Source organism: Kribbella sp. NPDC003557 (assembly GCF_040610805.1).
Taxonomy (GTDB): Bacteria; Actinomycetota; Actinomycetes; order Propionibacteriales; family Kribbellaceae; genus Kribbella.
The window spans coordinates 260187-285752 of sequence record NZ_JBEXMY010000004.1 but is presented as its reverse complement, the minus strand read 5'-3'; the positions used below and the strand labels follow the sequence as shown (position 1 = coordinate 285752).

Here is a 25566-nt window from a genome sequence, read left to right as displayed (position 1 = left end):
GGGGAGGCTGACGCGGTGCGGTGGTCCGGTTGGTCAGGCCGGAGGTCCGCACCGCGTCGGCGCTGTCAAGGCGCCTCTCAGGATATGGCTCAGGGCGCGCCGAGGGACCCGAGTGCGTCGCCGGCGTGCAGGACCGGACCCACGCCCGGCTCCGGCTGCGTGAGGGCGAACGCCAGCAGCGCGTCGGCCGCCTGTTTCGCGTTCTCACCGGTGACCGACATCCGGCCGGCGATCAGGCCGGCCACCAGCGGCGTCGCGAACGACGTACCGCTCCAGCGGGCCATGCCCTGGAACGAGCGCAGCTGGCCGGTGTTCGGCGGCTCGGTGCACTCGTAGTCGCCGGTCAGGAACGCGTTCACCAGGTGCTCGCCCGGTGCGTAGACGTCGACCCAGCCGCCGAAGTTGCTGAACGACGCCCGGTCGCGCCCGTTCTCGGCGAGCGCGCCGACGCCGACGGCCTCCGGGAACGCGGCCGGCCAGAAGTAGTCCCTGGACGACTCGTTGCCCGCCGCGGCGACCAGCGTGAGGCCGTTGACGCGGTTCAGCCGGGTCCGGATGAACACGTCCAGGCCGAGCGCCGGCAGGTCGAACCGGGTCCGGGTCCCGGCCGACAGGCTGATGATGTCCGGCGCCAGGTCGAGCACCTCGTCCAGCGCCTGCGCGAGATCGAACTCCCACATCGCCCCCGCGGTGGTGAAGTAGCTCTTCACCACGACCTCCACGTTGCGCGCGATCGCCCGCAGGACGCCGGCGATGAAGGTCCCGTGCCCGGCGTACGGCCGGATCCGCCCGGAGCCGTCGAACGCGTTCTCCGGATCGCCGGTCACCCCGGCCAACCAGTACGCCGCCGGCGCGTCCGACCAGCCCACGTCGAGGACGACGACCTTGACGCCGCGACCGTCCGCGGCGCCCGCGGTCAGGAACGGCGTGGGCAGCACCGGGTCCGGCGGGATCCCGGGCGGCACCTCCTCGGGCTCGGTCGCCGGGCACGGGCTGACGCTCGGCGTCACGTAGAACAGGTGCTCCGGCGTGACCACGCCGCGGCCGAGCCGCAGGTCGGCGTACTTCAGGAACCGCTGCGTCGGCGACCGGTCCTCGGGCGCCTCCGGTGGCACCTCGTCCGGCAGCAGCAGCCGGGTGACGCCCCCGATCCCGCCCTCCGCGGGCCGGCCGCCGCGGAACAGCTCGACCACGCGCGGGACGTCCTCGTCGCGGACCAGGACGACCCCGGTCCGGTACAGATAGTCGGCCCCCTCCGGCCGTTTCTCCCAGTCCTCCGGCCAGACCGCGACCTCGCGCCCGAAAGCCTCCAGAATCAGTTCGATCTGAGAGATGTATTTTCTCTCACTCGTTTGATCCGCCATTTCTTTCCTTCCCCCAGATGCATGAATGGTCGATATGATTACAGAGTGCCATCGGCAGGGGGGAGTGCTGAGGCAGCAGAAAATCTGCTGCCGCTCGCTTTGTCGCGCCCGCACGACGCGATCGCTTCCGCGCGGACGCTGCTGGCCGGTGATCCGGCGCAGGTCGAGGCCTCGATCGCGCATCAGGCCTGGGGCATCGGTCTGCGGCAGCTCGGCGACGTGACGAAGGCGGTCCGCGAGCTGCGGACCGCGCTGCGGCTGGCCGAGCAGTCCGGGCGGTCGGAGCGGGAGGCGGATGTCCTTGCCACGTTGGGCGCGACGCTCGGCCGGGCCGGCCGCAGCCGGGAGGGGCTGGCGCGCCTCGACCGCGCTGTCGACCTCAGCCGCGGCGCCCTGACCGGGCGGGTGCTGCTGCGGCGGGCCGACGTACTGCTGGTGCTCGGGCGGCACCGTGAGGCGCTCGACGACCTGCGGTCGGCGATCACGCGGCTGCGGCGGTCGGGCGACCAGGTCTGGGAGGCGCGGTCGCGCAACTATCGCGGATTCATCCAGCTCGCGCTGGGCGGGACGAAACGGGCGGACGCGGATTTCGCGGTCGCGGAGAAGTTGTACGCCGCGACGGGGCAGGAGTTCGAGTACGCCGAAGCCCGGCAGAACCGGGGACTGGTCGCGTATTCGCGGGGCGACCTGCCGGCGGCCCTGCGGTATCTGGACGAAGCCGGCCGGCGGTTCGCGGCCGTCGGTGTCGTCTGGCCGGACCTCGCGATCGATCGGTGCGGCGTCCTACTGGCGGCCGGTCTCAGCGCGGAGGCACTGACTGAGATGGACCACGCGATCGCGGCCGAGGGTGGTGCGGCGACCAAGCGCGGCGAGCTGTGGTTCGCGGCGGCGACCGCGGCGTTGGCGGCCGGTGATCCGGCGGCGGCGCGGGAGCGGGCGGAGCAGGCCCGGCGGTTGTTCTCGGCGCAGCGGCGGGAGTGGTGGTCGGTGCGTTCGTCGATGGTGCTGCTCGAGGCTCGGTACCAGTCGGGTGAGCGCGGCGAGCGGCTGCTGCGCCGCGTGAGTGCGGTGGCGGCCCGGCTGGATGCGCTGGGTGCATCCGAGGCTTCGGGCGCGCATCTGCTGGCGGGACGGCTCGCGTTGGCCGCGGGGCGTTCGCGGGCGGCGGATCGTCAACTGGAGCTGGCCGGACGGCACAGCAAGGACGCGCCGCCGATCGCGCGGAGCGCTGCCTGGTTGGGGAAGGCGTTGCGCGCCGAGGCCCGGGGCGAGGTGCGCGGGATGTTGTCGGCGTGCGCCCGCGGGCTGGACGCGCTGGACGAGCACCGATTGGCGATGGGGGCGACCGAGCTGCGCGCGCTGGCGACCGGTCAGGGCGCCGAGCTGGCGGAGCTGGCGCTGCGGGACGCGTTGCGGCGCGACGATCCGCGCCGGCTGCTGAGCTGGGCTGAGCGGTGGCGCGCGACGGCCCTCGGCGTCCCACCGGTCCGGCCGCCCGACGACGAGCAGTTGGTCGGCGAACTCGCCGCCCTGCGCGACGTCGTACGGCGCTTGGACGCGTCACCGGATCCTTCGCTGGACAAGGAACGCCGACGCCTCGAGAAGGCTGTTCGCGACCGGGCATTGCGTGCTGCTGGTGGGGATTCAGGTGGTGTGTCGCGGTTCGACGTCGACGAGTTGGTCGAGGCGTTGGGGGAGACCGTCCTCGTCGAGCTGGTCGAGGTTGGTGGCGTGCTGCACGCGGTGGTGGTGCGGGACGGGCGGATCAGCAGGCACGAGGTCGGTCCGATGGCCGCGGCCGCGCTGGAGGTCGAGCGGTCCAGGTTCCGTCTGCGGCGGCTGGCCCATACGCGTCCGCATGGCCATCCGAATGGTCATCCGCATGGCCGGCCGCAGGGTGGACCGTCGCTCGAGGTGCTGGGCGCCCGGCTGGGGCAAGCGATTCTCGGGAGTGCGCAGGAGCTGCTGGGGGATCGGCCGATGGTTGTGGTGCCGCCGGGACGTTTGCAGGCGTTGCCCTGGGGACTGGTGCCGGCGCTGGCCGATCGGTCCGTGAACGTGGTGCCGTCGGCGGCGACCTGGTTGCGGGCGCGGAAGTTGCGGCCGCCCGCGGACCGGCGGGTCGTGCTGGTGCTCGGGCCCGGGTTGTCCGCAGGTCGCGCCGAAGTGTTGCGGCTGGCCAAGGAGTACCCGGACGCGACGGTCCTGGCCGACGGCGACGCCACCGCGGAGAACGTACTGCGCGAGCTCGACGGCGCCTGGATCGCGCACATCGCGGCGCACGGCACGTTCCGCTCGGACAGTCCGCTGTTCTCGTCGTTGCGGCTCGACGACGGGCCCTTGACCGTGTACGACTTCGAGCGGCTGCGCAGGGCGCCGTACCGGATGGTGCTGTCGAGCTGCGACTCCGGCCTGGCGAAACCGGTCGGCGCGGACGAGCTGCTCGGGTTGAGCAGCAGCCTGATCCCGCTGGGCGCGGCCGGCATCCTCGCGAGCGTCGTACCGGTGAACGACCCGGCGACCGCTCCCTTGATGCTCGCGCTGCACGACAACCTGCGGGCCGGCCGGTCACTGGCCGCCGCGTTCACCACGGCGCGTCACGGGACAGGAGGTGACCCGGTCGCCGACGCCGCCGGCCGGTCGTTCGTCGCGCTCGGCGCGTGATGTATCAGCAGTGGTCCGAACCGCTCTGTATCAGTAAGAGAGCGGTCCGGAGGAAAGGGGGACGGCATGCGGGACGATCCGACAGTCGTCGACCTGGTCATCCGGGCCAGGGACGGCGAGAAGAACGCTTGGGACGAGCTGGTGGAGAGATACGCGCCGCTCGTTTATTCGGTGTGCAGGCGATATCGCCTGACCCAGCCGGACATCGACGACATCGGCCAGAGCGTGTGGCTGCGGCTGGTCGAGCACCTGCCCGGTCTGCGGGAGCCGGCCGCGCTGCCGGGCTGGATCGCGACCACGACGCAACGCGAGTGCTTCCGGCTGATCCGCGCGACCAGCCGGGTCGAGCCGGTCGACCTCGTGCAGTCGCCCGACATTCCCGAGCAGGCGATCGCCGAGGAAGAAGTCCTGCGGCACGAACGCGGCGCGATCCTGCGGACCGCGTTCGGCGAGCTCTCGCGGAAATGCCAGCAGTTGCTGTCGTTGCTGATGCAGGACCCGCCGGCGCCGTACGACGAGATCAGCAAGCGACTGAGTCTGCCGATCGGCAGCATCGGGCCGAACCGGGCGCGGTGCCTGAGCAGGCTGCGGCAGACGCCCGCGCTGGCCATGCTGGCGGCGGACGGCCCCGGACGGACCGACGAGTGAGTGGGGAGGTGAGACCCGTGATGGATCCCGAGTGGCACGACGACGAGAAGTTGATCGAGGCCTTGCGTGAGGCGTTGGCCTCCGCGGAGGACGTACCGCCGGCGTTCGTCGAGGCCGGTAAGGCAGCGTTCGCGTGGCGGACCATCGACGCCGAACTGGCGGCGCTCACCTACGACTCCGCGCAGGATCCGCTGGACGCGCTGGCGATCCGCTCGGAGAGTGCGATCCTGCGGTCGCTCACGTTCGCCTCGGACGGCTGGACGGTCGAGCTCGAACTGACGCCGGACGCCGTGCTCGGACAGCTCGACCCGCCCGACGTCGGCACGGTCACGGCCCGCGGCGACGGCGGCAAGCTGGCCACCGCGGAGATCGACGAGCTCGGCTTCTTCGTGCTCGGCCCGCCGCCGACCACGCCGTACCGGCTGGTGTGCCAGACCGGGTCCGGTACGACGATCCTGACCGGGTGGATCACGCCCTAGCCGTCAGCGGCTGTCAGCGGCTGTGAGCGGCTGTGAATGGCCTCAGGCCGCGAACACCTGCGAGTCGTCCGCGAACGCCTTGAACTCCAGGGCGTTCCCGGCCGGGTCGAGGAAGAACATCGTCCACTGCTCGCCGGTCTGTCCCTGGAACCGCACGTACGGCTCGATGACGAATTCGGTGCCGGCCGCCTTCAGTCGCTCGGCGAACGTCCGGAACTCCTCGACGGTCAGGATCAGCCCGAAGTGCGGCACCGGGACGTCGTGGCCGTCGACCGGATTGTGGATCCGCTGCGCCCGCTCGGGTGCGACGTGCGTGACGAACTGGTGGCCGCGCAGGTTCCAGTCGATCCAGGTCTGCGAGCTGCGGCCCTGTTCGAGGCCGAGGACCTCGCCGTAGAAGTGCCGCGCCGCGTCCAGGTCGTCGACCGGCATCGCGAGATGGAACCGGGGGATGGGCGAGTCGAGAACAGTCATGCTTCCATTCAAGCAGTCGTTTCGTCGCGCTGCTCGATCTCGACGTGTGGCCTGGACTGCCACAGCGCCCACTCCGCACTGACGTCGCCGGCTGTCCGCAGGAGCAGCGGCAAGTGGTCGTGCAGCAGCGTGTCGACCGAGGTCTCGGCCGCGTGCACCGTCACGTTCATCGCGGCCCGCACGGTGCCGTTGCCGTCGCGCACCGGCGCGGCGACCGAGCGGACCCCCGGGGCGAGTTCCTCGTCCGCGAGTGCCCATCCGCGGGCCCGGATCCCGGTCAGTTCGTCGCGCAGTTGGTCCGCGGTCCGCCCGATGTACGGCGGGAGTCCGGCGCGGCTCGGTTGGGCGAGGACGTCGGCCAGCTCGTCGGGGGACAGCGCCGAGAGCAGCACCTTGCCCTGCGACGTCTGCGCGGCCGGGAACCGGGTGCCGATGTCGACGCGCAGCGCGATCAGCTTCGGCACCGACACGCGAGCGACGTACACGATGTCGGAACCGTCGAGCTGCGCCATCGACGACGACTCGCCGGTGCGCGCGACGAGTGCTTCGAGATGCGGTTTCGCGATGTCCCACAGGCCGAGCGAACCGACGTACGCCATCCCCAGCGTCAGCACCTTGGGGGTGAGCTGGAAGGCGCCGCCGACGGTGCGGACGAAGCCCAGCTCCTCCAGCGTCAGCAGCAACCGCCGCGCGGTCGGCCGGGCGAGCGAGGCCGCGGCCGCGACCTCGCTGAGCGACATCGTGCGATGGTCCGCGTCGAAGCAGGCGAGCACGTCCAGCCCGCGAGCCAGCGACTCGACGAAGTCCGGGCCCGCGCCACGCCCTGCCATCTGGTTCCTCCTGGTTGGTCGGCTACCGCTCACCGAAGATGGTGCCACGTGCCTCGCGGGTGGAGTCGGACTTGTAGTCGGTGTACTGGTACGGGTTGTCCAGCACCTCGCCCTTCGGCAGCTCCGGGTTCATCCCGCTCCGCCAGGCCTCCTCGCCGAGCGCCGAGCGCAAGTAGTCGACGGTCGCCTCGACCTCCCGTCGTACGGCGGGCAGGTCGCAGCCGACCAGCTGGTGCTCGTGCTTGACCACGCGGCCGTCGACGATCACGGTGTGGACGTCGCCGCGCTGCGCCTGGAACGCCACCTGGCCGTACGGGTTGATCAGCGGGAACGACACCGGTGAGGCGTCGTTCTTGATCAGGATGACGTCCGCCTTCTTGCCGGTCTCGAGGCTGCCGAGGTCGTCGCGGCCGAGGGCCCGGGCGCCGCCGCGGGTGGCCCAGTCGACGACGTGCTCGGCGCGCAGGTGGCTGTGCGTCACGGTGGCGCCCTTCATGTGCGCCTCCAGGTGCTCGCGGGCCCGGTCGGCGCCGAGTGTGGTCCGCATGGCACTGAACAGATCGCCGCTCCACCACACGCTGGTGTCCTGCGACAGCGACACCGGGATGTTGTGGCGGCGGACCTGCCAGGTCGGCGGGTAGCCCTGGCCGGCGCTCTGCTCCGACTCGGTGGAGACCGAGATCGAGCCGCCGGTCGCGGCGATCCGCTGGTACGAGTCGGTGGTCAGGGTCGCCGCGTGCACGTAGATGTTCTGCGGCGTCATGAAGCCGTTCTCGTGCATCAGCTTGATGCCGTTGTCGTTGGTCGCGCCCCAGACGCCGGCGTGCGTGGTGACGCCGAGGCCGAGCTCGCGGGCGACCTCGAACGCGGCCCGCTCCGGGAACGCCGGGTCGCCGGTGACGTCGAACGCCAGCTGCAGGCCGATCCGGTCGTCGTCGCGCAGGCGCTCGAGGAACGCGCGCACGGACGGATCGGCCGTCCACTCCCACGGCCCGGCCTGGATGTTGCCGTAGGCAAGGACAAACCGTCCGGGCACGGCCTTCAGCGCGTCCACGGCGGCCTCGGCGTGGTCGACGCTCTGCAGCCCGTGCGACCAGTCGACGGTGGTGGTGACGCCGGCCTCCAGCGACTCCCAGGCCGAGGTCAGGTTGCCGGCGTGGATGTCCTCGGGCCGGAAGGTCTTGCCGTGCTCGAGGTAGTACCAGACGAAGTACTGGGTGAGCGTCCAGTCGGCGCCGTACGCGCGCATCGCGGTCTGCCACATGTGCCGGTGGGTGTCGATCATCCCCGGCATCACGATGCCGCCGGACGCGTCGACGACCTGGGTGCCCTCGGGGACGTCGAGGCGTTGCCCCGGCTGCCCGACGGCCGTGATCGTGTCGCCCTCGATCAGCACATCGCCGTCCTGGACCACCGTGTGGTGGTCGTCCATCGTCAGCACGGTCCCGCCCCGCAACAGCACTGTGGTCATCGATGCCTCCAACAAGTTGCCCGGACATACGTCCGTATGACGGTCACTGGGGCGGTCAGCCTCACTATCTGAGCGCTGCCTGATGGTGTCAAGAGCCTGTTGACAGGTCGTACAGGGAGATCGAGACTGATGCGGACAGGTGTCCGTAGATCCGGGAGGTCAGGTGAAGGGTCCACTGTCCGGGGTGCTGGTGGCCGACTTCTCCCGGATCCTGGCCGGTCCGTACGCGACCATGCTGCTCGCCGACCTCGGCGCCGACGTGGTGAAGGTGGAGTCGCCCGGCGGTGACGACACCCGGTCCTGGCAGCCGCCGGTCCGCGACGGCGTCTCGACGTACTACCTCGCGGTGAACCGGAACAAGCGGTCGATCGCGCTCGACCTGAAGGATCCGTCCGACCTCGCCGCGGCGCAGGAGCTGGCGCGGCGCGCGGACGTGCTGGTGGAGAACTTCCGGCCCGGCGGGCTGGCCCGGTTCGGGCTCGACTACGAGACCGTTGCCGCCGGCAACCCGAGGCTGGTGTACGCGTCGATCAGCGGGTTCGGGTCCGGGCCCGGCGGCGCCGCGCTGCCCGGGTACGACCTGATCGTGCAGGCGATCTCCGGGTTGATGAGCCTGACCGGCGACCCGTCGGGCGAGCCGTACCGGGCGGGGATCTCGGTGTTCGACGTGATGGCCGGGATGCACGCGACGATCGGGGTGCTGTCGGCGTTGAACCTGCGGCACGAGACCGGGCGTGGGCAGCACGTCGAGGTGAACCTGCTGTCGTCGGCGCTGTCCGGGCTGGTCAACCAGTCGAGCGCGTACGTCGCGGGCGGCGTCGTACCGCTGCGGATGGGGAACAGCCATCCGAGCCTGTTCCCGTACGAGCCGCTGCCGTGCGCCGACGGGGACCTCATCATCACGGCCGGGAACAACGGGCAGTTCCGCAAGCTGGTCGAGGTGCTCGGCGTGCCGGAGCTGGCCGACGACCCGCGGTTCGACCGGAACGAGAAGCGGACGGCGCGTCGGGAGGAGCTCCGGCCGTTGCTCGTGGAACGGTTGATGACGCGGACCAAGCTGGAGTGGTTCCGCGACATCATCGCCGCCGGGGTGCCGTGCGGACCGATCAACACCGTGGACGCCGGGGTCGCGTTCGCCGAGGACATCGGGCTCGACCCGGTGGTGACGGTCGGGGACATCCCGACGGTACGCAACCCGATCACGTTCTCCGGCAGCGCGGCGTCGTACCGGCTGCCGCCGCCCGAGCTGGACGAACACGGCGCCGAGCTGAGGAAGTGGTTGTCCGCATGACTTTTCCTACTTCTCTGGGGACGTCGACGGCGGACGAGATCCGCCTGCTCGGCCAGGACCTGACCAAGGACCTGATGGGGAAGGTCGGCTTCGGCGAGCTCGCCTTCTGGCTGGTCGCGCTCCGCCGGCCGACGCCGTCCGAGACCCGGGTGTTCGAGTCGGTCCTCGTCGCCCTCGCCGACCACGGCTTCACCCCCACTGCCATAGCCGCCCGGCTGACGTACCTGTCGGCCCCGGACTCGCTGCAGGGCGCCCTCGCAGCAGGTCTGCTGGGCGGGGGATCCCGCTTCCTCGGCGTCACGGAAGACTGCGCCACCTTCCTGCACCAGAGCCTGGACACCGCCGCCGCCCCGGAGGACGAGGCCGGGTGGGATGCGCTTGCGTTGGAACTGGTTCGGCAGTCCAAGGCCCGCGGGACCTACATCCCCGGGCTCGGGCACCCGGTGCACAAAGTGGAGGACCCTCGGACGCCTGTGCTGATCGGCATCGCCCGCGAGGAAGGGCTCGAAGGGCCGCATCTCAAGCTCTTCCAGGCGATCGGGCGGGTGCACGAGCAGGTGCTGGGACGCAAGTTGCCGCTCAACGGCGCCGGAGTGTGCGGCGCCGCACTCGCGGACCTCGGCCTGCCGGTGGAGATGCTGCGCGGCTTCGCCCTGCTGGCCAGAGCCGCCGGACTGCTCGGCCAGTTGGCCGAGGAGCGCCGCAGGCCCATCGGCATGGACGCCTACCTGACCGTCGATCGCAACGCCGTGTACGTCGAACCCTGAAGGAGCACCACATGGCCACAGTCGCCGCGGTGATCGCCTCCACACACCATCCGTTCTACTACCGGGCGAGCACCGCCACCGGCGCCGACCGCCCGCCGTTCGCCGATGAGTGGGTCGCGAAGATCGAGGCCTTCCGGGAGACCCTGACGAAGGCGCGGCCGGACATCCTGGTGATGGTCGGCAGCGACCACTTCCACCAGCTGTGGCTCGACAACATGCCGCAGTTCCTGGTCGGCAAGGCGCCGTACTTCGACGCCAACTGGTACAACGAGGAGCGCGAGTTCGGCCTGCCCCGGATGCGGCTGGCCGGCGACGAGCAGCTCGCCGGGCACATCCTGCGCAACGGCCTGGACGCCGGCTTCGACCTTGCCTTCAGCAACGAACTGCGGATCGACCACAGCATCACCTGCCCGATCATCACGCTGCGTCCGGACGCGGACCTGCCGATCGTGCCGATCTACACCAACATCTTCGCGCCCCCGCTGCCGCGCCCCGGCCGGTTCGTCGAGCTCGGCCGGACGATCCGGCAACTGGTGGAGTCGTGGCCGATCGACAAACGGGTCGCGATCATCGGCACCGGGCACCTGTCGCTCGAGCTGGGCGGGCCGCGGCAGTTCGGCGAGCACGGCCCGGACCCGGAGTTCGACCGCAAGGCGGTGGACTGGATCGCGAGCGGGGACCTCGACGGGTGCCTGTCCGAGGTGACGCTGGACAGCCTGCACCTGCCGGGCAACGCGACGCACGGCTTCATGGACTTCATGCTGATGATGGGTGTCGCGGGCGCCGGGGCGAAGGCGGACCATGTCGACTCGCTCGACCTGTTCCATACGATGGAGGCGTATTTCACCTGGTACCCGAACGGAGTGCCGGCATGAGCAAGTACTTGCTGAACAAGTTCCTCTACACCGTCGACCGGGACCCGGACCTGGTGGAGCGGTACCGGGAGGATCCCGCCGGCACGGTGGACTGGTGGGAGCAGGAGAAGGCGAACGAGATCCTCAACTGCGCGGTCGCGGAGAAGTCGACCTGGCTCGCGTTCACCGACGACGAGCGGAAGGCGCTGCGTGAGCACGACCACCTCGCCCTGTTCGGCCTGGGTGCGCATCCGTTCCTTACGCTGACCTTGTTCATCGCGATGTTCGAGCGGGATCACGGCCCGCTGGAGTACCAGAAGGCGTACGGCCGCGCGCTGCGGCAGCAGTACGCGTTGCCGTATCCCGATATCGCTACCTGAGGAGTCCGCGTGCGCGCCGCAGTCCTGCACACCCACGGCGAACCGCCGTCGCATGCCGAACACCCCGACCCGGTCGCCGGTGAAGGTTTCTCGATCGTCCGGGTGACCGCGGCGCCGATCGTCCCGCTCGACCTGCTGTGCGCTTCCGGTACGTCGTACTTCGGCCCGCCGGCGCTTCCGTACGTACCGGGCGTGCAAGGCGTCGGCGTGGTGGAGGAGTCGTCGAGCGTCCCCGCCGGTACTCGCGTGTTCTTCGCGACCTCGGCCGGGATGACGGCCGGCGACGGGAGCTTCGCGGAGCGGGCCGCCGTACCGGACGTGGATCTGGTGGCGCTGGACGTGCCGGTGCTCGACGCGGCAGTGGCCGCGATCGGGTTGTCCGGGGTCGCGGGCTGGATGACGCTGACGGCGCGGGCCGGGATGCAGGCGGGGGAGCGGGTGCTGGTGCTGGGCGGTGGCGGCGCGGTCGGGCAGGTGGCGATCGGGGCCGCGCGGGTGCTCGGGGCGTCGCGGGTCGTGGCCGTCGTACGGTCGGACGCGTCGCGGGAGCGTGCCTTGGCGGCGGGTGCGGACGAAGTGGTTGCGCTGAGCGCCGATGTCGACGAGCTGACGAAGCGGCTGGGCGAACCGGCGTACGACGTGGTGATCGACCCGGTGTTCGGGGTCGCCGCCACCGCCGCCTCGCGGGTGCTGGCCCCAGGCGGACGGCTGGTGAACCTCGGGGGTTCGTCCGGTGATGAGGCGGTGTTCTCGTCGTCCTTACTGCGGAGCCGGTCGGCGAGTGTGCTCGGCTACACGAACAACGCCCTCACCACGGACCAGCGTCGCGACGCCCTGACCGCCGTACTCCAGCACGCCGCCGTCGGGGCGATCAAGGTCGCCTACGAGACCGTCACGCTCGCCGAGGTCAGCACCGCCTGGACGCGCCAATCCACCAGCAACACTGCCGGCCGCCTGGTCCTCACCATCTGAACCTCTGCAGGACGACAGTACGTATACGCCCACTGGCGGGCGACCGGGCAGGTCGCCCGGCGTGCGAGCGCGGGTAGTAGACGCATACGTACTGTCGAGCTGCCGTGTCGTCAGAGGATGCGGGTGATGAGGCCGTAGGCCTGGGCTTGCTGGGCGTCGAGGACTCGGCCGGGGTCGAGGTCCGCGGCGATCTCGTCGGCGGGGCGGGCGGTGGCCTGGGCGACGAGGTCGCGGAGGCGGGCGGTCTGGTGTTCGTGTTCTTCGGCGAGGGCGGCGAGTTCGTCGGCGGTGCCGTCGGCGGTGAAGTGGGGTGCGGACAGGACGAACGTGGCGTGGCGGTGGGCCTCGCGCTGTGGTGCGGCGGCGAGTACGGCGATCGCGGCGCCGCGGACGGTGCCACGGGCGACGACGTGGACCGGGGCGGTGATCAGGTCCATCGCGGCGGCCACGGACAGGGCGGCGTCCAGGTCGGCGTCGGTCGCGGACAGGTGGAGCTTGATCGGGTCGTTGCTCTGGGCACCCAGTAGGAGCAGCTGCGAGGCGACATGGTTCGCCAGCGCGTCGTCCAGCCGCCCGCCCACCAGGATCACCCGCTCCGCCAGCAGCCGGTCAGCCAACTCCCGCTCCAGCGTGATCGCCGTCGGCTCGTACCAGGACGGCAGAATCGGCTGTGGCGCCCGCTCCGGTTGCCCCGGCACGTCAGGCACCCCGGGAATCTCGGGCCAGGGCCGGCCCGGCCCGGGCACCCCAGGGCCTGGCGTCCCCGGAACCCCCGCGCCCAGCACGCCCGCGCGGGGCCGGCCCGGCAGGCCTGCGCCGGTATGGGGTAGTGCGGCCGCGCCGGGGTGTTTCAGGGCGCTGGTGGTCGGTCGGTTCTTGGTGCTCATCTGTCCTCCTCGACACATCCACCTTGGGGCAGTCGGCCGCGGGCGTGAAGGGGGTTCCGCTGTGAGCAGACGGATCAGGGGAGGGCAGCGATCGCGGTGAGGAGTCTGTTCCAGAAGGCTTCTTGGTCAAGGGCGACGGCGATCCGGGCGTTCGGCGGGCGGCCGGTGTAGCCGTCCAGGTCCACGACTGTGGCGCCGGCGGTCCACTCGCCGGTGGTTTCGACGACGAGGTTGGCCTCGACGCACCGGACGATCGCGGGGTCGACGACCCGCGCCACCGCGACCGGGTCGTGCAGCGGCGGCGCCTCGAAGCCGAACAGGTCACGGTACGTCGACGCGAAGAACGTCATCCACTCGCCGCAGATCCGTGCCAGCGGCGTCCCGATCCGTTCCAGCCGGGCCAGGACGTCGTCCGTCACCAGCGCCTGGTGCGTCACGTTCAGCCCGCACATCGTGAACGGAATCCCCGACCGCACCACCAGATCCGCCGCCTCCGGATCCACGAACGCGTTCGCCTCGGCCAGCGGCGCGATGTTGCCGCGCTCCGTGGACCCGCCCATCCACACGATCTCGGTGATGTTCGCCGCGAGTCCGGGCTCGTCCACCAGCAGCCGAGCAATGTTCGTCAACGCCCCGGTCGCCACGACCGTCGCCGGCCGGGACCGCAGTACGTCGACCAGCACCTCGTGCGCCGAGTACGGCGACTCCGGCACCGACGGCTCGCCCATGAACGCCGAACCGTCGAGCCCGGTCGTGCCGTGGACGTCGTCGGCGATCCGCAACCGCCGCACCAGCGGCCGGTCGGCACCCCGCGCGACGGGCACATCGGACACCCCGGCCAAGGAGAGCACGCGACGCGCGTTCACCGTGCACTTGTCGACGGTCTGGTTGCCGGCCACGGTCGTCACCGCGAGCAGGTCGATGGCCGGATCGGCGACCGCGAGCAGGATCGCCAGCGCGTCGTCGTGGCCCGGGTCGCAGTCGAGGATCAACGGTGTGGCCATGGGCCAGAGTACGAGTTGTTGCTGGGTCGCAGCCGATTCAGGTCCTATGTTTGGCTTCATGAGCGAGAAGGAGCCGCCGGCGACGAACGAGTCCGGCCCCGACCAGGCTGATCGCAAGAGCGACGGTGCGCAGCGGCCGCCGCACAAGCCGTGGCGGACCGAGGGGCTGCCGGCCGGGCACGGCGACGACGACAAGCCTCGCCGGCCGCGGTGGTGGCGGTGGGTCGCGTGGATCGTCGGCGGGTACCTGGTGCTCTTCCTGCTCACCACGATGCAGGACCAGATGGCCGGCGGCGAACAGACGATCGCCTACACCGACTTCACCGCACAGGTGCAGAAGCAGAACGTGGCCGAGATCTTCTCCCGCGGCGACACCATCGAGGGCCGGTTGAAGGAAGCCGCGGAGGTGCCGGGCAAGAGCGGCGAGACCTACACGAAGTTCACCACGGAGCGGCCGACGTTCGCCAACGACAACCTGTACGGCGACCTGCAGAAGGGCGGCGCCACGGTCCGGGCGACGCCGGTGGTCGCGCAGCGCGGTGTGCTGTGGAACCTGCTGATCTCGCTCGGCCCGTTCATCCTGATCGCGGCGTTCTACTTCTGGCTGATCCGGCGCAGCCGGGCCGGCGGCGGCCTGGGCGGCCTGCTCGGCGGCGGCGGCCGGCAGAAGAAGCCGATCGACCCGAGCACCGTCCGGGTGACGTTCTCCGACGTCGCCGGGATCGACGAGGTCGAGGCCGAGATCGAGGAGGTCGTCGACTACCTGAAGGATCCCGAGAAGTACCGGCGGCTCGGTGCGCGGGCGCCGAAGGGTGTGCTGCTGGCCGGCGCGCCCGGCACCGGCAAGACGCTGCTCGCGCGGGCGACCGCCGGCGAGGCCGGCGTGCCGTTCTTCTCCGCCAGCGCCTCGGAGTTCATCGAGATGATCGTGGGCGTCGGCGCGAGCCGGGTGCGGGAGCTGTTCGGCGAGGCGCGCAAGGTGGCGCCGGCGATCATCTTCATCGACGAGATCGACACCATCGGCCGCGCCCGCGGCGGCGCCCGCTCGGTCGGCGGGCACGACGAGGGCGAGCAGACGCTGAACCAGATCCTCACCGAGATGGACGGCTTCTCCGGCACCGAGGGCGTCGTCGTGCTCGCGGCGACCAACCGCGCCGACGTCCTCGACCCGGCGCTGCTGCGGCCCGGACGCTTCGACCGGACGATCACCGTGCACGCGCCGGACCAGCCGGGCCGCGAGGCGATCCTCAAGGTGCACGCGCGCGGCAAGCCGCTCGCGGCCGACGCCGATCTGGCGGCGCTGTCGCGGTCCACGCCCGGCATGACCGGCGCCGACCTCGCCAACCTGCTGAACGAGGCCGCGCTCGCAGCGGCCCGGCAGGGCGAGTCGCAGATCACCCAGCGGGACCTGACCGACGCACTGGAGAAGGTCCAGCTCGGGACGGCGCGCAACGTGGTGATGCCGGAGGAGGAGCGGCGGCGGACGGCGTACCACGAGGGCGGACACGCGCTGCTCGGCATGATCCAGAAGGGCGCGGACCCGGTCCGGAAGGTGTCGATCATCCCGCGCGGCCGGGCGCTCGGCGTGACGCTGTCGACGCCGGAGTCGGACCGCTACGGGTACGACGTGGACTACCTGCGCGGCCGGATCATCGGCGCCCTCGGCGGGATGGCGGCCGAGCAGGAGGTGCTCGGCGTGGTCACCACCGGCGCGGAGAGCGACCTGGAGACCGCGACCCGGATCGCCCGGTCGATGGTCGGCCGCTGGGGTATGTCCGAGGCGATCGGCCCGGTCTCGGTCCTTCCGTCCGAGGGCGACGCCCGGATGGCGGGGGTCTCCGACGAGCTGCTGAACACCGTCGACGACGAGGTCCGGCGGCTGATCGAGCAGTGCTACGCCGAGGCCCGCCGCCTGCTCCGTGAGAACCGTCCGAGACTGGACTCGATCGCCGAGCAGCTGCTCGAACACGAAACCCTCGACGAGGCCGACGCCTACGCCGCGGCCGGGCTCACCCACGGCTCGCGCACCTAGCGAACCGGCGCCCCCGACCACTGGAGCAGGAACTGGAGCCCGTCGTACGACGGGGTGCCGGGCTCGGCGGTGTAGGCGACGAGCAACTGCTCCGGATGGGTGTCGACGGTGAACTGCTGCACGTCGAGGGTGAGCTTGCCCGCGGCCGGATGGTTGTAGGTCTTGACCAGCTGCCGCGGGCCGCGCACCTGGTGGGACGCCCACCAGGTGCGGAAGTCCGGGTCCTGCACGCTCAGCTCACCGACCAGCGACCTGATCGCGGGATCGTTCGGTGTGCGGCCGGCTTCCATCCGCAGGACGGCGACGCAGTCCCGGGCGGCCCGCGGCCAGTCGTCGTACAGAGCCCGCACGCGCTCGTCGAGGAACGTGAGCCGGATCAGGTTGCGGTGCGCCGGGGGCAGCGCGCCGAAGTCGGTGAGGAGCGCGGCGGCGCCCTGGTTCCAGGCGAGGACGGCCATGCCGCGGTGCAGGACCATCGCCGGTACGTCGTGCATGCGGTCGAGAAGTTGCCTGAGCTGAGGTGCAACGTCGGGCTGGACCGGCCGGCGTGACGAGGCAGGCGTGACGTCGGCGACAGTGAACAGGTACGCCCGCTCGTCCGGGGCGAGCTGCAACGCGTCCGCGAGGGCGTCCAGGACGGGGCGGGAAACGCGCCGGGTGCGGCCCTGTTCGAGCCTGACGATGTAGTCGACGCTCACGTGGGCGATCTGGGCGAGCTCCTCGCGGCGCAGCCCCGGCACGCGCCGCAGCCGTCCGTCGTCCGGCAGCCCGGCCTGCGCCGGCTCCAGGGCGGCGCGTCGGGACCGGAGGAATTCGCCGAGCTCGTTGTCCATGCCTCCTAGTGTGCGGGGTCGCCGTACTGCGTGCCTGGTACTGGCTTGCCTAGGCAGAACCCTCCCTGGAACACAGGCTGCGCGGACGCGAGCTTGGAGACATGCGAACCAACGTGAACTTCATCAGCGGCGGCCTGACGATCGCCGGAAACCTCTACGTTCCGGACGGCGACGGCCCGCGGCCGGCGATCGTGGTCGGTCACCCGGGCACCGGCGTCAAGGAGCAGGCGGCCGGACTGTACGCGCGGCGGCTGGCCGAACAGGGTTTCGTGACCCTGGCCTACGACGCGGCGTACCAGGGTGAGAGTGCGGGCCTGCCGCGCGGACTCGAGGACCCGGCGCACCGCGTCGAGGACCTGAAGGCCGCCGTCTCGTACCTGACGACGCGGGAGGAGGTCGACCCCGAGCGCATCGGCCTCCTGGGCATCTGTGCGTCCGGCGGATACGGTCTCGTCGCCACGGCGACCGATCCGCGCATCAAGGCGCTCGCCACCGTGAGCGCGGCCGACATCGCGCGGCAGTTCCGTGTCGGCGCCGACGGCACGCAGGATCCGGCTGTGTTCGAGGGGCTGCTGGCCGCCGCGGCGGCTGCTCGTACGGCGGAGGCGGGCGGCGCGGACGTCCAGACCTTCAGCCTCTTCCCGGAAACCGAGGACGCGGCCCGGGCCGGCGGGCAGCACGTGTACGAGGGGTGGGAGTACTACTGCACGCCCCGCGGCTGCCACGAACGGTCGACCAAGATCCTCCCGTGGACCAGCGTCGACCGGATCGCGACCTTCGACGCCTTCCACGCGGTGGAACTGATCGCACCGCGTCCACTGCTGATGATCGCCGGCCGCAACGCCGTCACCGCCTGGATGAGTGTCGAGGCGTTCCAGAAGGCGCGCGGCCCGAAGGAGTTCGCCTGGATCGACGACGCCACGCACGTCGATCTGTACGACCGGGACGAGTACGTGACACCGGCGGTCAGCAAGCTCACCGGCTACTTCGCCGGGGCGCTTGCCTGATCGACGTGGTGCGCCCGGATGCAGGTCTCCGGGCGCACCGAACAGACCGTGTGGGGCCTATCCGACAGTCACGGTCTGCTGGAGATCGTTGTAACCGGTGCTCGGCTGCCAGGTGCCGTCGTTCGCCAGGCGGATCGAGTACTCGGGGTGCGTGGACAGACGCGGGTCCGGCAGGTTCAGCGACAACTTGTACTTGCCGGGCACGGGCGGTGCGGCGACCTTCCAGCTGAGGTCGGTCGTCGTACCGGCTCCCCACCGGCGCGGGTCGGCGGGGACGTCGACCTTGTAGGTGTGCTTGGCGCTCTGGAGGATCAGCTGGACCTTGCGCGGGTTGTACGGCGCGGCCCAGCCGTCGTTGCGCAGCCGCAGGTCGACCTCGACCTTTCCGCGCCGGGTCGTGACCGTGCTCTGGTCGAGCGCGAACCGGTAGCCGAGCTTCTGCTTGGCCACCTCGATGTTCGTGCCCCAGCTGCCCAGCACGTCCTTGTTGTAGTCGGTGTTCAGGAAGGACACGTGCAGCCGGGCCATCTCCGCGGCGGCCGAGTCCCACTCCGAGCGCGGCGGGTTCACCGCACACGTCTCGCCGCCCTCCGGCAGATAGTTGGTGTCCTGGGCAACGAAGTCCTTGTCCAGCTCGACCGGGTCGCTCAGGTAGGTGCCGAAGTCGTCCGGGCTGGCCAGGAAGCAGTCGTTGTGATGCCCGATCCTGGCCAGCGGCGAACCGTCGTACGCCTGCTCGGCGGTCAGCGCGCCCTCGGTCCCGGTCGGTACGCCGTACATCCGCTGCTTCATGTACGGCGTGCGCACCTGGATCATCCGGTCCTTCGGCAGCGCCTTCAGCAAGGCGTCGGTGACGGCCTTGCGGTCGGCCCAGTTCTGGTCCGAGACCTGGCTCGGGTCCTGCGGGTCGCTGAAGTGATCCGTGTAGTAGCCCTCGCCCCACAGGCCGACGAAGCCGGACTGGACGAGTTCGATCACGTCGGCGTTCTCGCGCAGCACCGGCGTGAGCTGCTGGATGTGCTTGAGCACGCGGGCGACCGGTGCATCGCCGTACGGCGTCGGCGGCGGCCAGCCCGCCCCGGGCAGCGCGTACGCGAACCGGACGATCACCTTGATGCCGGCCGCGCGGGCGGTCCGGAAGTCGGCCCGGACCAGGTCGAGGTACTGCTTGTCGAGCACGTCCTGGCTCGCGAACTTCTCCAGGTAGAACACGCGCAGGATCTGGGTGACGTTCTCCTGGGTGCGGAAGTTGCGAAGGGTGGTGAGGTCGAGCGGCACGTACCCGGTGCCGTCGGCCCGGTAATGCGTCTCGGTGTGGTGGTAGAAGCCGCGCTCGGGGTTGGCGATCACGTCGTCGCTGGTCGTGTAGGTGTGCGTGCTGGTCGGTGCTGCGAGCGCCTGCTGCGCGGGGAGCAGCAGGCCGATCGCGCAGACGGCTGCAGCGAGCCTTCGTCTCATGTCGTCTCCTAGCTGATGCTGACGGTGTGCAGGAGCGAGTTCATCCCGGTCGCCGCGTCCCAGGTGCCCTGGTTCGCGAGGCGGACGGAGTACTCGGGGCGAGTGGACAGAAGCGGATCCGGCAGGTTGAGCAGCAGCGTGTACGAACCTGCCGGAAGACTGGTGGGCACGGTGAGGGTCTGCGACACCGTGGTCGACGCACCCGCGGTCCAGCGGCGCGGGTCCGACGTCATCGGGAGCTTGTAGGTGCTGCCGGTCGCGGTGTTCCGCAGGACCAGTTCGAGCGTGCGGGGGTTGAACGGCGTCGCGTAGCCGTCGTTGTGGACGGTGAAGGACACCGGCAGGCTGCCGCCGGGTGAGGCCGTGGCCGGATACGTCCCGGACTCGAGGCGGAAGCGGTACCCGAGATTCTTGCTGACGGTCGTCAGGCAGCCACCGGAGTTCCACGAGTTCAGGACGTTGGGCTCGTAGTCGGTGTTGAGGTACGACCAGTGGAACTGCGCGAGCTCCCCGGTCGCGGTGGGGCACTGGGAGCGCGGCGCGTTCACGGCGCAGGTCTCGCCGCCCATCGCGACGTACGTCGTGTCCGCCTGCAGGTACGGGTACTCGACGGACGGGTTCTCGTACGTGCCGAAGTCGTCGGCGCTGGCGAGGAAGCAGTCGTTGTGGTGGCCGATGCGGGACAGGGTCGAGCCGCTGTATGCGTCGCCGGGCTGGACCGGGGAGGTCGAGTACAGGGTGCGCTTGAACTTCGGTGTCCGCAGCTGGATCATCCGGGTCGACGGCACGACGCTGAGCAGCTTGTCGGTGACCGCCTTGCGGTTCGCCCAGTCCGTTGCCGTCACCACGCCGGCGTTGCCGAAGTTCTGCGTGTAGTACCACTCGCCCCAGGCGCCGATCAGCCCCGCCTGGACGACGGCGATCACGTCCTTGCCGGCCGCGAGGTACGGCGCCAGCTGGTCGAGGTGCGCCAGGACACGGTCCTTCGTCGCGTCGTCGCCGCTGGTGGACGTCGTGTACGCGAAGCGCAGGACCATCTTGAGGCCGGCCGCGCGCACGGTGTTGAGCTGTTGCTGCAGTTGGTCGAGCGCAGCCTGCGCGATCGGGCCGTTCTTGTACTCGGCCAGGTAGAAGACGCACATCACCAGCGAGATGCCTTGGCTGGTGCGGTAGCTCTGCAGGGTGGACTGGGAGAAGTCGGCTTTGTCGCAGTCGCCGGTGTGGTGATAGAAGCCGCGTTCGGGGTTGGCGAAGTTCTCGGTCGACGGCGTGTAGGTCACTCCGCCGCTGGTTCCGGTGTAGACCTGCGTGTACTTCGCGGACGTCTCCAGCGGAGCTTCCGCCTGGAAGATCAGGTCGGCGTCGTTCGGTGTGGCGGTCTCACCCAGGTCGGCGCGTGCGGTCGTCCACTGCGCGACCCCGCCGGTGGTGCTGAAGGTGACCGCCCGGACCAGCGTCCAGCTCCAGCCGGTGCCGGTGTGCTGGTACAGGCTGCCGTTCTCGAGCAGGTAGTCGGCGCCGGTGCCGGCCTGGGCGAACCCGGTCGACGGGTTGCGGTCGGTGTCGACGTACACCCGGAGGAACTGCGGGGTGCCGGTGTAGGAGAAGCGGTAGGTGACGGTGGTCGCGGTATTGGTCGCGGTCGCGCCGCTGATGGTGGCCTGGGCCGGGGACGTCAGCACCGCGGCCAGCAGGGCACCCGCGGTGGCGACGACGGTGAGCAGACGGAACGGACGCATCATGATGCTTCCTCTCGCTGGGCGTGGCGATGGGGATAATCATGGAGTCCAGGAAAATTATGTCAAGGCCTGAGCTCGGTCGTGATGGTCGACTCGACCTCGTCGAGCGCCAGCCGGACGGCGCCGAGCGCGACGCCCTCGTCGGCGAACGCCGACACCCGGATCTCCGGGGTCCGCAGGCACCACCGGTCCAGCTCGCGCCGCAACGGCTCCACCATCACGTCCGCCGACCGGGAGAATCCGCCGCCGATGACGACCAGCTGCGGATCCAGCGTCAGCACCAGCGCCGACGCGCCCACCGCCAGGTCACGCACGTACTCCTCGACCGCCGCCTGGGCCTCCTGATCGCCCGCCCGGGCAGCCACGAACACCCGCTCGAACCCGTCTACCTCCGGTGCGCCGGGGGCCGCTGCCGTTCGGCCAGCCTTCTCGAGCCACGCGGTGAGGTGTGTCGGGGCCTGCAACCAGCCGGCGGCGGGGAGGGCGCCGATCTCGCCGGACCAGTTGGCGAAGCCGCGGTGGAGCTTGCCGTCGATGATCAGCCCGGCGCCGGTGCGCAGGCCGGCCAGCAGGAAGACCACGTCCTTGGCGAACCGGGCGACCCCGCGCCAGGTCTCCGCGAGCGCGGCGAGCTTGCAGTCGTTCTCCACGCGGACCGGGCCCGGGACCAGGCGCCGGACGTGCGCGGCCAGGTCGACCCCGCTCCACTCCGGCAGCGAGTCCGAGAGCATCACCTTCCCGGTCCCGTCGACGAGACCGGTGGTCGCGACCCCGGTCGCCCAGATCTGCCCGTCGCCGGCGCCCGCCAGCGCTTTCGTCACGCACCGGTCCAGCGCCCCCAGCCGCGCGCGGCGGCCGACCCCGGCGTCGACCTCGAGCCGCGCCTGGCTGATCACCTCGCCGTCCAGATCGGTGACCAGGGCGAGCGCCTTGTGGCCGCCGATGTCGATCCCCAGTAATCGGCCGGCACCCGCGTTGAACCGGTACCGCCGCGCGGGCCGCCCGACGGACCCGGACGCCGGCGCGACCTCGGTCAGCCAGCCGCGCCCGAGCAGGTCCCGCGCCACGTCCTCGGTCGAAGCGCGCGACAGACCTGTTCGCTTCGACAACTCGGTCAGTGTCAGCGGCTGATCCCCGCGCAATGCCCGCAGGACGGCGGCGGCGTTGAGCTGGCGCAGCCGCGAGAGGTCCCCGCCGACCGGTTCCTCGCTCATCTGCCACCTCACTTATTCGTGGAGTCCTGGATAACTATAAGCATCCCGATTGCGCGCGGGTCTCACCGTGTGAACGGGCGCGCCGGAAGTCTGTTGCGCACTCCTGACAACGTTGTACCGTGATCTGCCGACGCTCGATCCGAAACGTTTCCGAAGGCTTCCACTGAGGAGGACCAGCGTGTCCAATCCGCTGAAGATCGCGACGCTCAGCTTCTGGCACGTCCATGCCGGCGACTACTCCAGGCAGGCCCAGGCGCACCCCGGGACGGAGCTGGTGGCCGTCTGGGACGACGACGCCGAGCGCGGCCGGTCCGGCGCCGGCCAGTTCGGCGTGGAGTTCACCGGCGACCTCGACGCGCTGCTGGCGCGCGAGGACCTGGACGGCGTGGTGATCACGACGCCGACCGACGTGCATCGCGACATCATGGTCAAGGCCGCCCGGGCCGGTAAGCACATCTACACCGAGAAGGTGCTCGCGCCGACGGTCGCCGAGGCCGAGGAGATCGTGGCCGCCACCGATGCCGCCGGCGTCAAGCTGACGGTCTCGCTGCCGCGGCTCGCGCACGGGTACACGACCGCGATCCGGGAGGTGCTCGACAAGGGCACGCTCGGACAGCTGACCTACGGCCGGGTCAGGCTCTCGCACGACGGCGCGATCCCGCGCGACGGCAAGGAGGGCTGGCTGCCGCAGCGGTTCTTCGAGCCGAAGGCGGCGATCGGCGGCGCGCTCACCGACCTCGGCTGCCACCCGGTGTACCTGACCCAGCTGTTCCTCGGCGCGACGCCGGACACCGTGAGCGCGACGTACCGGTCGGTGGCCGGGCGCGGGCTCGAGGACAACGCGGTCGTGGTGGCCGGGTACGGCGACCAGAAGATCGGCGTGATCGAGGCGGGGTTCGCGAGCAACAACCCGTTCACGATCGAGCTGTTCGGGACCGAGGGCACGCTCACCTACACCGATCGCGGGAACGTGCTCCTGGTGAACGGCGAGCAGGTCGAGGTGCCCGACCACTCGCCGGATCCGTTCGCGCAGTGGGTCGACCACATCGTCCACGACACCCGGGCCGACGAGAACATCGAACGCGCCGTGGAGCTGACGCGCCTGGTGGTGGCGGCGAACGCGGCGGCCGAGTCCAACCGAGTGATTTCCTACAGCTGAGAGGACCTGCGGATGATCAAGGTCGGTTTGATCGGTGCCGGCGGGATCGCCTCGGCACACATCAAGGGGTACCGGGCGCACGCGGACCGGATCGCCGTCACCGCGGTGGCGGACGCGGTCGAGGAGACGGCGAAGAAGCGCGGCGAGGAGCTGGACGCCGCGGTCTACACGGACTACCGGGAGATGCTCGCCACCGAGGAGCTGGACGCGGTCGACATCTGCCTGCCGCACCACCTGCACCGGGACGCGATCGTCGCGGCGGCCGAGGCGGGCAAGCACATCCTGTGCGAGAAGCCGCTGTGCCTGTCCGCCGAGGAGGCCGCGGACGTCCGCAAGGCGGTGACCGAGAACGGCGTGACGCTGATGTGTGCGCACAACCAGCTGTTCATGCCCGCGGTCGCGAAGGCCCGGGAGTTGCTGCAGGCCGGGGCGATCGGCACGGTGTACGAGGTCCGGACGACGGACAGCTTCTACAACGACTTCGATCCGTCGTCGATGGGCTGGCGGGCGAGCAGTAGGACGAGCGGTGGTGGCGAGCTCATTGACACCGGGTACCACCCCACCTATCTGATGCTGCACCTCGCCGGCGGGCTGCCGGTCGAGGCGACCGCGATGCTCTCCACGCACCGGTTGAAGTTCATGGAGGGCGAGGACTCCGCCCAGGTCCTGATCCGGTTCGACAACGGGGTCGTCGGCCAACTGGTGACCAGCTGGGCGTACCAGCCGGCCGAAGGCACCGAGCGGTTCTCGGCCGTCGGCGAGCTCGGCTCACTGACCAGCGACGGTACGACGCTGTCCTACCGCCTCCGGTCGGGCGAGACCGAGACCTTCACGTTCGAACCGGTCGACACGTTCGTCGCCGAGATCGGCCACTTCGCCGACTCGCTGGCCGGCAAGCAGCGTCCGCTGCACACCGAGGAGGAAGGCATCGCCGTCCTCGGCATCCTGCTCGCGGCGTACGAGGGCTCGAAGTCCAAGACCGTCGCGCCGGTCCTCAAGGTGTAACCAGCCACACGTCGCCGGGACCTTGGACAGGTCATGACTTGTCCAAGGTCACCGGGAGGTGTTCAAGGTCTGGTCCTCCTCGAAGTAGAACGGCTTGGCGAGGTCGTCGAGCAGGGTCGGCTGGGTCGGGTGCCAGTCGAGCAGCTCGGTGGTCAGCGCCGCGGTGGCCGGGTTGTCCATCGCGGCGAAGGCCGCCAGGAATCCGAGGTACTCCGGAGCCTGCTCGGGAGTGATCGAGCGGGTCGGCAACTGCAGGCCGCGTCCGATCGCGTCGGCGATGGTCCGGAACGTGACGCCCTCGTCCTGGACGGCGTGCAGGCGGGAACCCGCCGGCGCCGACTCGAGCGCCAGGCGGTAGAGCCGGGCGGCGTCCAGCGTGTGCACGGCCGGCCAGCGGTTCGACCCGTCGCCGACGTACGCCGCGAAGCCGTTGCGGCGGGCGAACCTGATCAGCGACGGTACGAAGCCGTTGTGGTCGAGCTCGCTGTGCACCTGGGGGAGCCGGACGATCGACGACCGGACGCCTCGGTCCGCCAGCGAGACGACGAGATTCTCCGCGTCGATGCGGTAGCCGCCCGCGTCGCTGAAGTCGGCCTCGGTCCCCGGACGGTCCTTCACGACGCCGGCGAGCATGCCGGTGCCCGATGTGCTGACCAGCGGCTTCCCGGTGCCGGCCAGGGCGTCGCCGATCGTCCGCAGCGCGGCGAGGTCCGACTCGGCCGCGCCGGCCAGATCGCCGGCGACCATCAGGTCGTGCCGGAACGCCAGGTGGACGACGCCGTCCGCGGCGGCCGCCGCCGTGCTGAGCCGGTCGAGATCGTCGAGGTCGCCGCGGACGACCTCGGCGCCCCGGTCGGTGAGCCGTTTCGCCGACTCGTCGGAGCGGGCCAGGCCGAGGACCTGGTGACCGTTGTGCAGGAGTTCCGGGACCAGCGCCGAGCCGACGTGGCCTGACGCTCCGGTGACGAAAATACGCATTGCGGGAATCCTTCCAGTGATGTCACTGACTGACATCACCGATGCTACACCCTGAT

At 70.6% G+C, this 25566-nt stretch carries 23 protein-coding genes; 12 read left to right on the top strand and 11 right to left on the bottom strand.

Annotated elements, in window-relative coordinates; all coding sequences use genetic code 11:
• Nucleotides 1-89: 89 nt before the first annotated feature.
• Nucleotides 90-1364 (bottom strand): S8 family serine peptidase, encoded by a 1275-nt coding sequence (locus tag ABZW60_RS17905; protein WP_355478069.1) that lies wholly within the window; start codon nt 1362-1364, stop codon nt 90-92.
• A 45-nt stretch (nt 1365-1409) separates the two neighbouring features.
• On the opposite strand from ABZW60_RS17905, the gene ABZW60_RS17900 reads away from it, so the two are divergent.
• From ABZW60_RS17900 to ABZW60_RS17890, 3 genes are all read left to right on the top strand, one after another.
• Complete coding sequence (locus ABZW60_RS17900; protein ID WP_355478067.1) at nt 1410-4028, top strand: CHAT domain-containing tetratricopeptide repeat protein; 2619 nt, start codon at nt 1410-1412, stop codon at nt 4026-4028.
• Nucleotides 4029-4094: 66 nt separating this feature from the next.
• Nucleotides 4095-4676, top strand: a complete 582-nt coding sequence (locus tag ABZW60_RS17895; protein WP_355478065.1) for a sigma-70 family RNA polymerase sigma factor — start codon at nt 4095-4097, stop codon at nt 4674-4676.
• Between the two features lie 17 nt (nt 4677-4693).
• Nucleotides 4694-5155 carry a hypothetical protein gene (locus ABZW60_RS17890; RefSeq protein ID WP_355478063.1) on the top strand — a complete coding sequence of 154 codons (462 nt, stop codon included), beginning with the start codon at nt 4694-4696 and terminating at the stop codon, nt 5153-5155.
• A gap of 42 nt (nt 5156-5197) precedes the next feature.
• On the opposite strand, the gene ABZW60_RS17885 is transcribed toward ABZW60_RS17890, so the two are convergent.
• From ABZW60_RS17885 to ABZW60_RS17875, 3 genes are read right to left on the bottom strand one after another with little or no spacing between them, the layout of a single operon-like run.
• Nucleotides 5198-5629: a VOC family protein gene (locus ABZW60_RS17885; RefSeq protein ID WP_355478061.1), complete on the bottom strand. Its 432-nt coding sequence runs from the start codon at nt 5627-5629 to the stop codon at nt 5198-5200.
• An 8-nt stretch (nt 5630-5637) separates the two neighbouring features.
• On the bottom strand, nt 5638-6459 hold the full coding sequence (locus ABZW60_RS17880) for an IclR family transcriptional regulator C-terminal domain-containing protein (protein ID WP_355478059.1): 822 nt from the start codon (nt 6457-6459) through the stop codon (nt 5638-5640).
• 22 nt (nt 6460-6481) lie between these two features.
• Entirely contained in the window at nt 6482-7930 is a 1449-nt protein-coding gene (locus ABZW60_RS17875; RefSeq protein ID WP_355478057.1) for an amidohydrolase family protein, read from the bottom strand.
• Nucleotides 7931-8093: 163 nt separating this feature from the next.
• Between ABZW60_RS17875 and ABZW60_RS17870 the strand changes: the two genes are divergently transcribed.
• The 5 genes from ABZW60_RS17870 to ABZW60_RS17850 are packed head-to-tail and all read left to right on the top strand — an operon-like array spanning nt 8094 to nt 12194.
• Nucleotides 8094-9221, top strand: coding sequence for a CoA transferase (locus ABZW60_RS17870; protein WP_355478055.1), 1128 nt, complete (start codon nt 8094-8096; stop codon nt 9219-9221).
• Entirely contained in the window at nt 9218-9988 is a 771-nt protein-coding gene (locus ABZW60_RS17865; RefSeq protein ID WP_355478053.1) for a citryl-CoA lyase, read from the top strand. Before ABZW60_RS17870 ends, ABZW60_RS17865 begins: the two co-directional genes overlap by 4 nt.
• Before the next feature lie 11 nt (nt 9989-9999).
• The gene (locus tag ABZW60_RS17860; protein ID WP_355478051.1) at nt 10000-10863 is read left to right on the top strand and encodes a hypothetical protein; all 864 of its coding nucleotides are present in this window, start codon (nt 10000-10002) and stop codon (nt 10861-10863) included.
• Nucleotides 10860-11222: a hypothetical protein gene (locus tag ABZW60_RS17855; RefSeq protein ID WP_355478049.1), complete on the top strand. Its 363-nt coding sequence runs from the start codon at nt 10860-10862 to the stop codon at nt 11220-11222. Before ABZW60_RS17860 ends, ABZW60_RS17855 begins: the two co-directional genes overlap by 4 nt.
• Nucleotides 11223-11231: 9 nt before the next feature.
• Nucleotides 11232-12194: a zinc-binding alcohol dehydrogenase family protein gene (locus ABZW60_RS17850; protein ID WP_355478047.1), complete on the top strand. Its 963-nt coding sequence runs from the start codon at nt 11232-11234 to the stop codon at nt 12192-12194.
• A 110-nt stretch (nt 12195-12304) separates the two neighbouring features.
• Here the strand turns inward: ABZW60_RS17850 and ABZW60_RS17845 are convergent, their stop codons facing one another.
• Nucleotides 12305-13081, bottom strand: a complete 777-nt coding sequence (locus ABZW60_RS17845) for an ATP-dependent Clp protease proteolytic subunit (protein WP_355478045.1) — start codon at nt 13079-13081, stop codon at nt 12305-12307.
• 74 nt (nt 13082-13155) lie between these two features.
• Entirely contained in the window at nt 13156-14085 is a 930-nt protein-coding gene (locus ABZW60_RS17840) for a nucleoside hydrolase (protein ID WP_355478044.1), read from the bottom strand.
• Between the two features lie 58 nt (nt 14086-14143).
• Between ABZW60_RS17840 and ftsH the strand changes: the two genes are divergently transcribed.
• Nucleotides 14144-16117, top strand: coding sequence for an ATP-dependent zinc metalloprotease FtsH (gene ftsH / locus ABZW60_RS17835; RefSeq protein ID WP_355478042.1), 1974 nt, complete (start codon nt 14144-14146; stop codon nt 16115-16117).
• Here the strand turns inward: ftsH and ABZW60_RS17830 are convergent.
• On the bottom strand, nt 16114-16950 hold the full coding sequence (locus tag ABZW60_RS17830) for a helix-turn-helix transcriptional regulator (RefSeq protein ID WP_355478040.1): 837 nt from the start codon (nt 16948-16950) through the stop codon (nt 16114-16116). The two genes, ftsH and ABZW60_RS17830, sit on opposite strands and share 4 nt — an antisense overlap.
• Nucleotides 16951-17051: 101 nt before the next feature.
• Between ABZW60_RS17830 and ABZW60_RS17825 the strand changes: the two genes are divergently transcribed.
• Complete coding sequence (locus tag ABZW60_RS17825) at nt 17052-17957, top strand: alpha/beta hydrolase (protein ID WP_355478039.1); 906 nt, start codon at nt 17052-17054, stop codon at nt 17955-17957.
• Between the two features lie 57 nt (nt 17958-18014).
• Here ABZW60_RS17825 and ABZW60_RS17820 read toward each other — a convergent pair whose 3' ends face one another.
• The 3 genes from ABZW60_RS17820 to ABZW60_RS17810 are packed head-to-tail and all read right to left on the bottom strand — an operon-like array spanning nt 18015 to nt 22368.
• Nucleotides 18015-19415, bottom strand: coding sequence for a DUF4832 domain-containing protein (locus tag ABZW60_RS17820; protein ID WP_355478037.1), 1401 nt, complete (start codon nt 19413-19415; stop codon nt 18015-18017).
• Nucleotides 19416-19423: 8 nt separating this feature from the next.
• A complete protein-coding gene (locus ABZW60_RS17815; RefSeq protein WP_355478035.1) occupies nt 19424-21157 on the bottom strand; it encodes a DUF4832 domain-containing protein in 1734 nt (577 codons plus the stop codon).
• A gap of 59 nt (nt 21158-21216) precedes the next feature.
• Entirely contained in the window at nt 21217-22368 is a 1152-nt protein-coding gene (locus ABZW60_RS17810; RefSeq protein WP_355478033.1) for an ROK family transcriptional regulator, read from the bottom strand.
• A 178-nt stretch (nt 22369-22546) separates the two neighbouring features.
• Here ABZW60_RS17810 and ABZW60_RS17805 point away from each other — a divergent pair, with 178 nt between their 5' ends.
• Nucleotides 22547-23527 carry a Gfo/Idh/MocA family oxidoreductase gene (locus tag ABZW60_RS17805; RefSeq protein ID WP_355478031.1) on the top strand — a complete coding sequence of 327 codons (981 nt, stop codon included), beginning with the start codon at nt 22547-22549 and terminating at the stop codon, nt 23525-23527.
• Nucleotides 23528-23539: 12 nt separating this feature from the next.
• A complete protein-coding gene (locus ABZW60_RS17800; RefSeq protein WP_355478029.1) occupies nt 23540-24532 on the top strand; it encodes a Gfo/Idh/MocA family oxidoreductase in 993 nt (330 codons plus the stop codon).
• Nucleotides 24533-24580: 48 nt separating this feature from the next.
• On the opposite strand, the gene ABZW60_RS17795 is transcribed toward ABZW60_RS17800, so the two are convergent.
• Nucleotides 24581-25510 (bottom strand): SDR family oxidoreductase, encoded by a 930-nt coding sequence (locus ABZW60_RS17795; RefSeq protein WP_355478028.1) that lies wholly within the window; start codon nt 25508-25510, stop codon nt 24581-24583.
• Between the last annotated feature and the right edge of the window lie 56 nt (nt 25511-25566).

Excerpts from the sequence above, each read along its gene's own strand:
- ABZW60_RS17905 (WP_355478069.1), bottom strand. The coding sequence starts at position 1,364 with ATGGCGGATCAAACGAGTGAGAGAAAATACATCTCTCAGATCGAACTG.
- ABZW60_RS17895 (WP_355478065.1), top strand. The coding sequence starts at position 4,095 with ATGCGGGACGATCCGACAGTCGTCGACCTGGTCATCCGGGCCAGGGAC.
- ABZW60_RS17885 (WP_355478061.1), bottom strand. The coding sequence starts at position 5,629 with ATGACTGTTCTCGACTCGCCCATCCCCCGGTTCCATCTCGCGATGCCG.
- ABZW60_RS17880 (WP_355478059.1), bottom strand. The coding sequence starts at position 6,459 with ATGGCAGGGCGTGGCGCGGGCCCGGACTTCGTCGAGTCGCTGGCTCGC.
- ABZW60_RS17875 (WP_355478057.1), bottom strand. The coding sequence starts at position 7,930 with ATGACCACAGTGCTGTTGCGGGGCGGGACCGTGCTGACGATGGACGAC.
- ABZW60_RS17865 (WP_355478053.1), top strand. The coding sequence starts at position 9,218 with ATGACTTTTCCTACTTCTCTGGGGACGTCGACGGCGGACGAGATCCGC.
- ABZW60_RS17860 (WP_355478051.1), top strand. The coding sequence starts at position 10,000 with ATGGCCACAGTCGCCGCGGTGATCGCCTCCACACACCATCCGTTCTAC.
- ABZW60_RS17855 (WP_355478049.1), top strand. The coding sequence starts at position 10,860 with ATGAGCAAGTACTTGCTGAACAAGTTCCTCTACACCGTCGACCGGGAC.
- ABZW60_RS17845 (WP_355478045.1), bottom strand. The coding sequence starts at position 13,081 with ATGAGCACCAAGAACCGACCGACCACCAGCGCCCTGAAACACCCCGGC.
- ABZW60_RS17840 (WP_355478044.1), bottom strand. The coding sequence starts at position 14,085 with ATGGCCACACCGTTGATCCTCGACTGCGACCCGGGCCACGACGACGCG.
- ftsH (WP_355478042.1), top strand. The coding sequence starts at position 14,144 with ATGAGCGAGAAGGAGCCGCCGGCGACGAACGAGTCCGGCCCCGACCAG.
- ABZW60_RS17830 (WP_355478040.1), bottom strand. The coding sequence starts at position 16,950 with ATGGACAACGAGCTCGGCGAATTCCTCCGGTCCCGACGCGCCGCCCTG.
- ABZW60_RS17825 (WP_355478039.1), top strand. The coding sequence starts at position 17,052 with ATGCGAACCAACGTGAACTTCATCAGCGGCGGCCTGACGATCGCCGGA.
- ABZW60_RS17820 (WP_355478037.1), bottom strand. The coding sequence starts at position 19,415 with ATGAGACGAAGGCTCGCTGCAGCCGTCTGCGCGATCGGCCTGCTGCTC.
- ABZW60_RS17815 (WP_355478035.1), bottom strand. The coding sequence starts at position 21,157 with ATGATGCGTCCGTTCCGTCTGCTCACCGTCGTCGCCACCGCGGGTGCC.
- ABZW60_RS17810 (WP_355478033.1), bottom strand. The coding sequence starts at position 22,368 with ATGAGCGAGGAACCGGTCGGCGGGGACCTCTCGCGGCTGCGCCAGCTC.
- ABZW60_RS17800 (WP_355478029.1), top strand. The coding sequence starts at position 23,540 with ATGATCAAGGTCGGTTTGATCGGTGCCGGCGGGATCGCCTCGGCACAC.
- ABZW60_RS17795 (WP_355478028.1), bottom strand. The coding sequence starts at position 25,510 with ATGCGTATTTTCGTCACCGGAGCGTCAGGCCACGTCGGCTCGGCGCTG.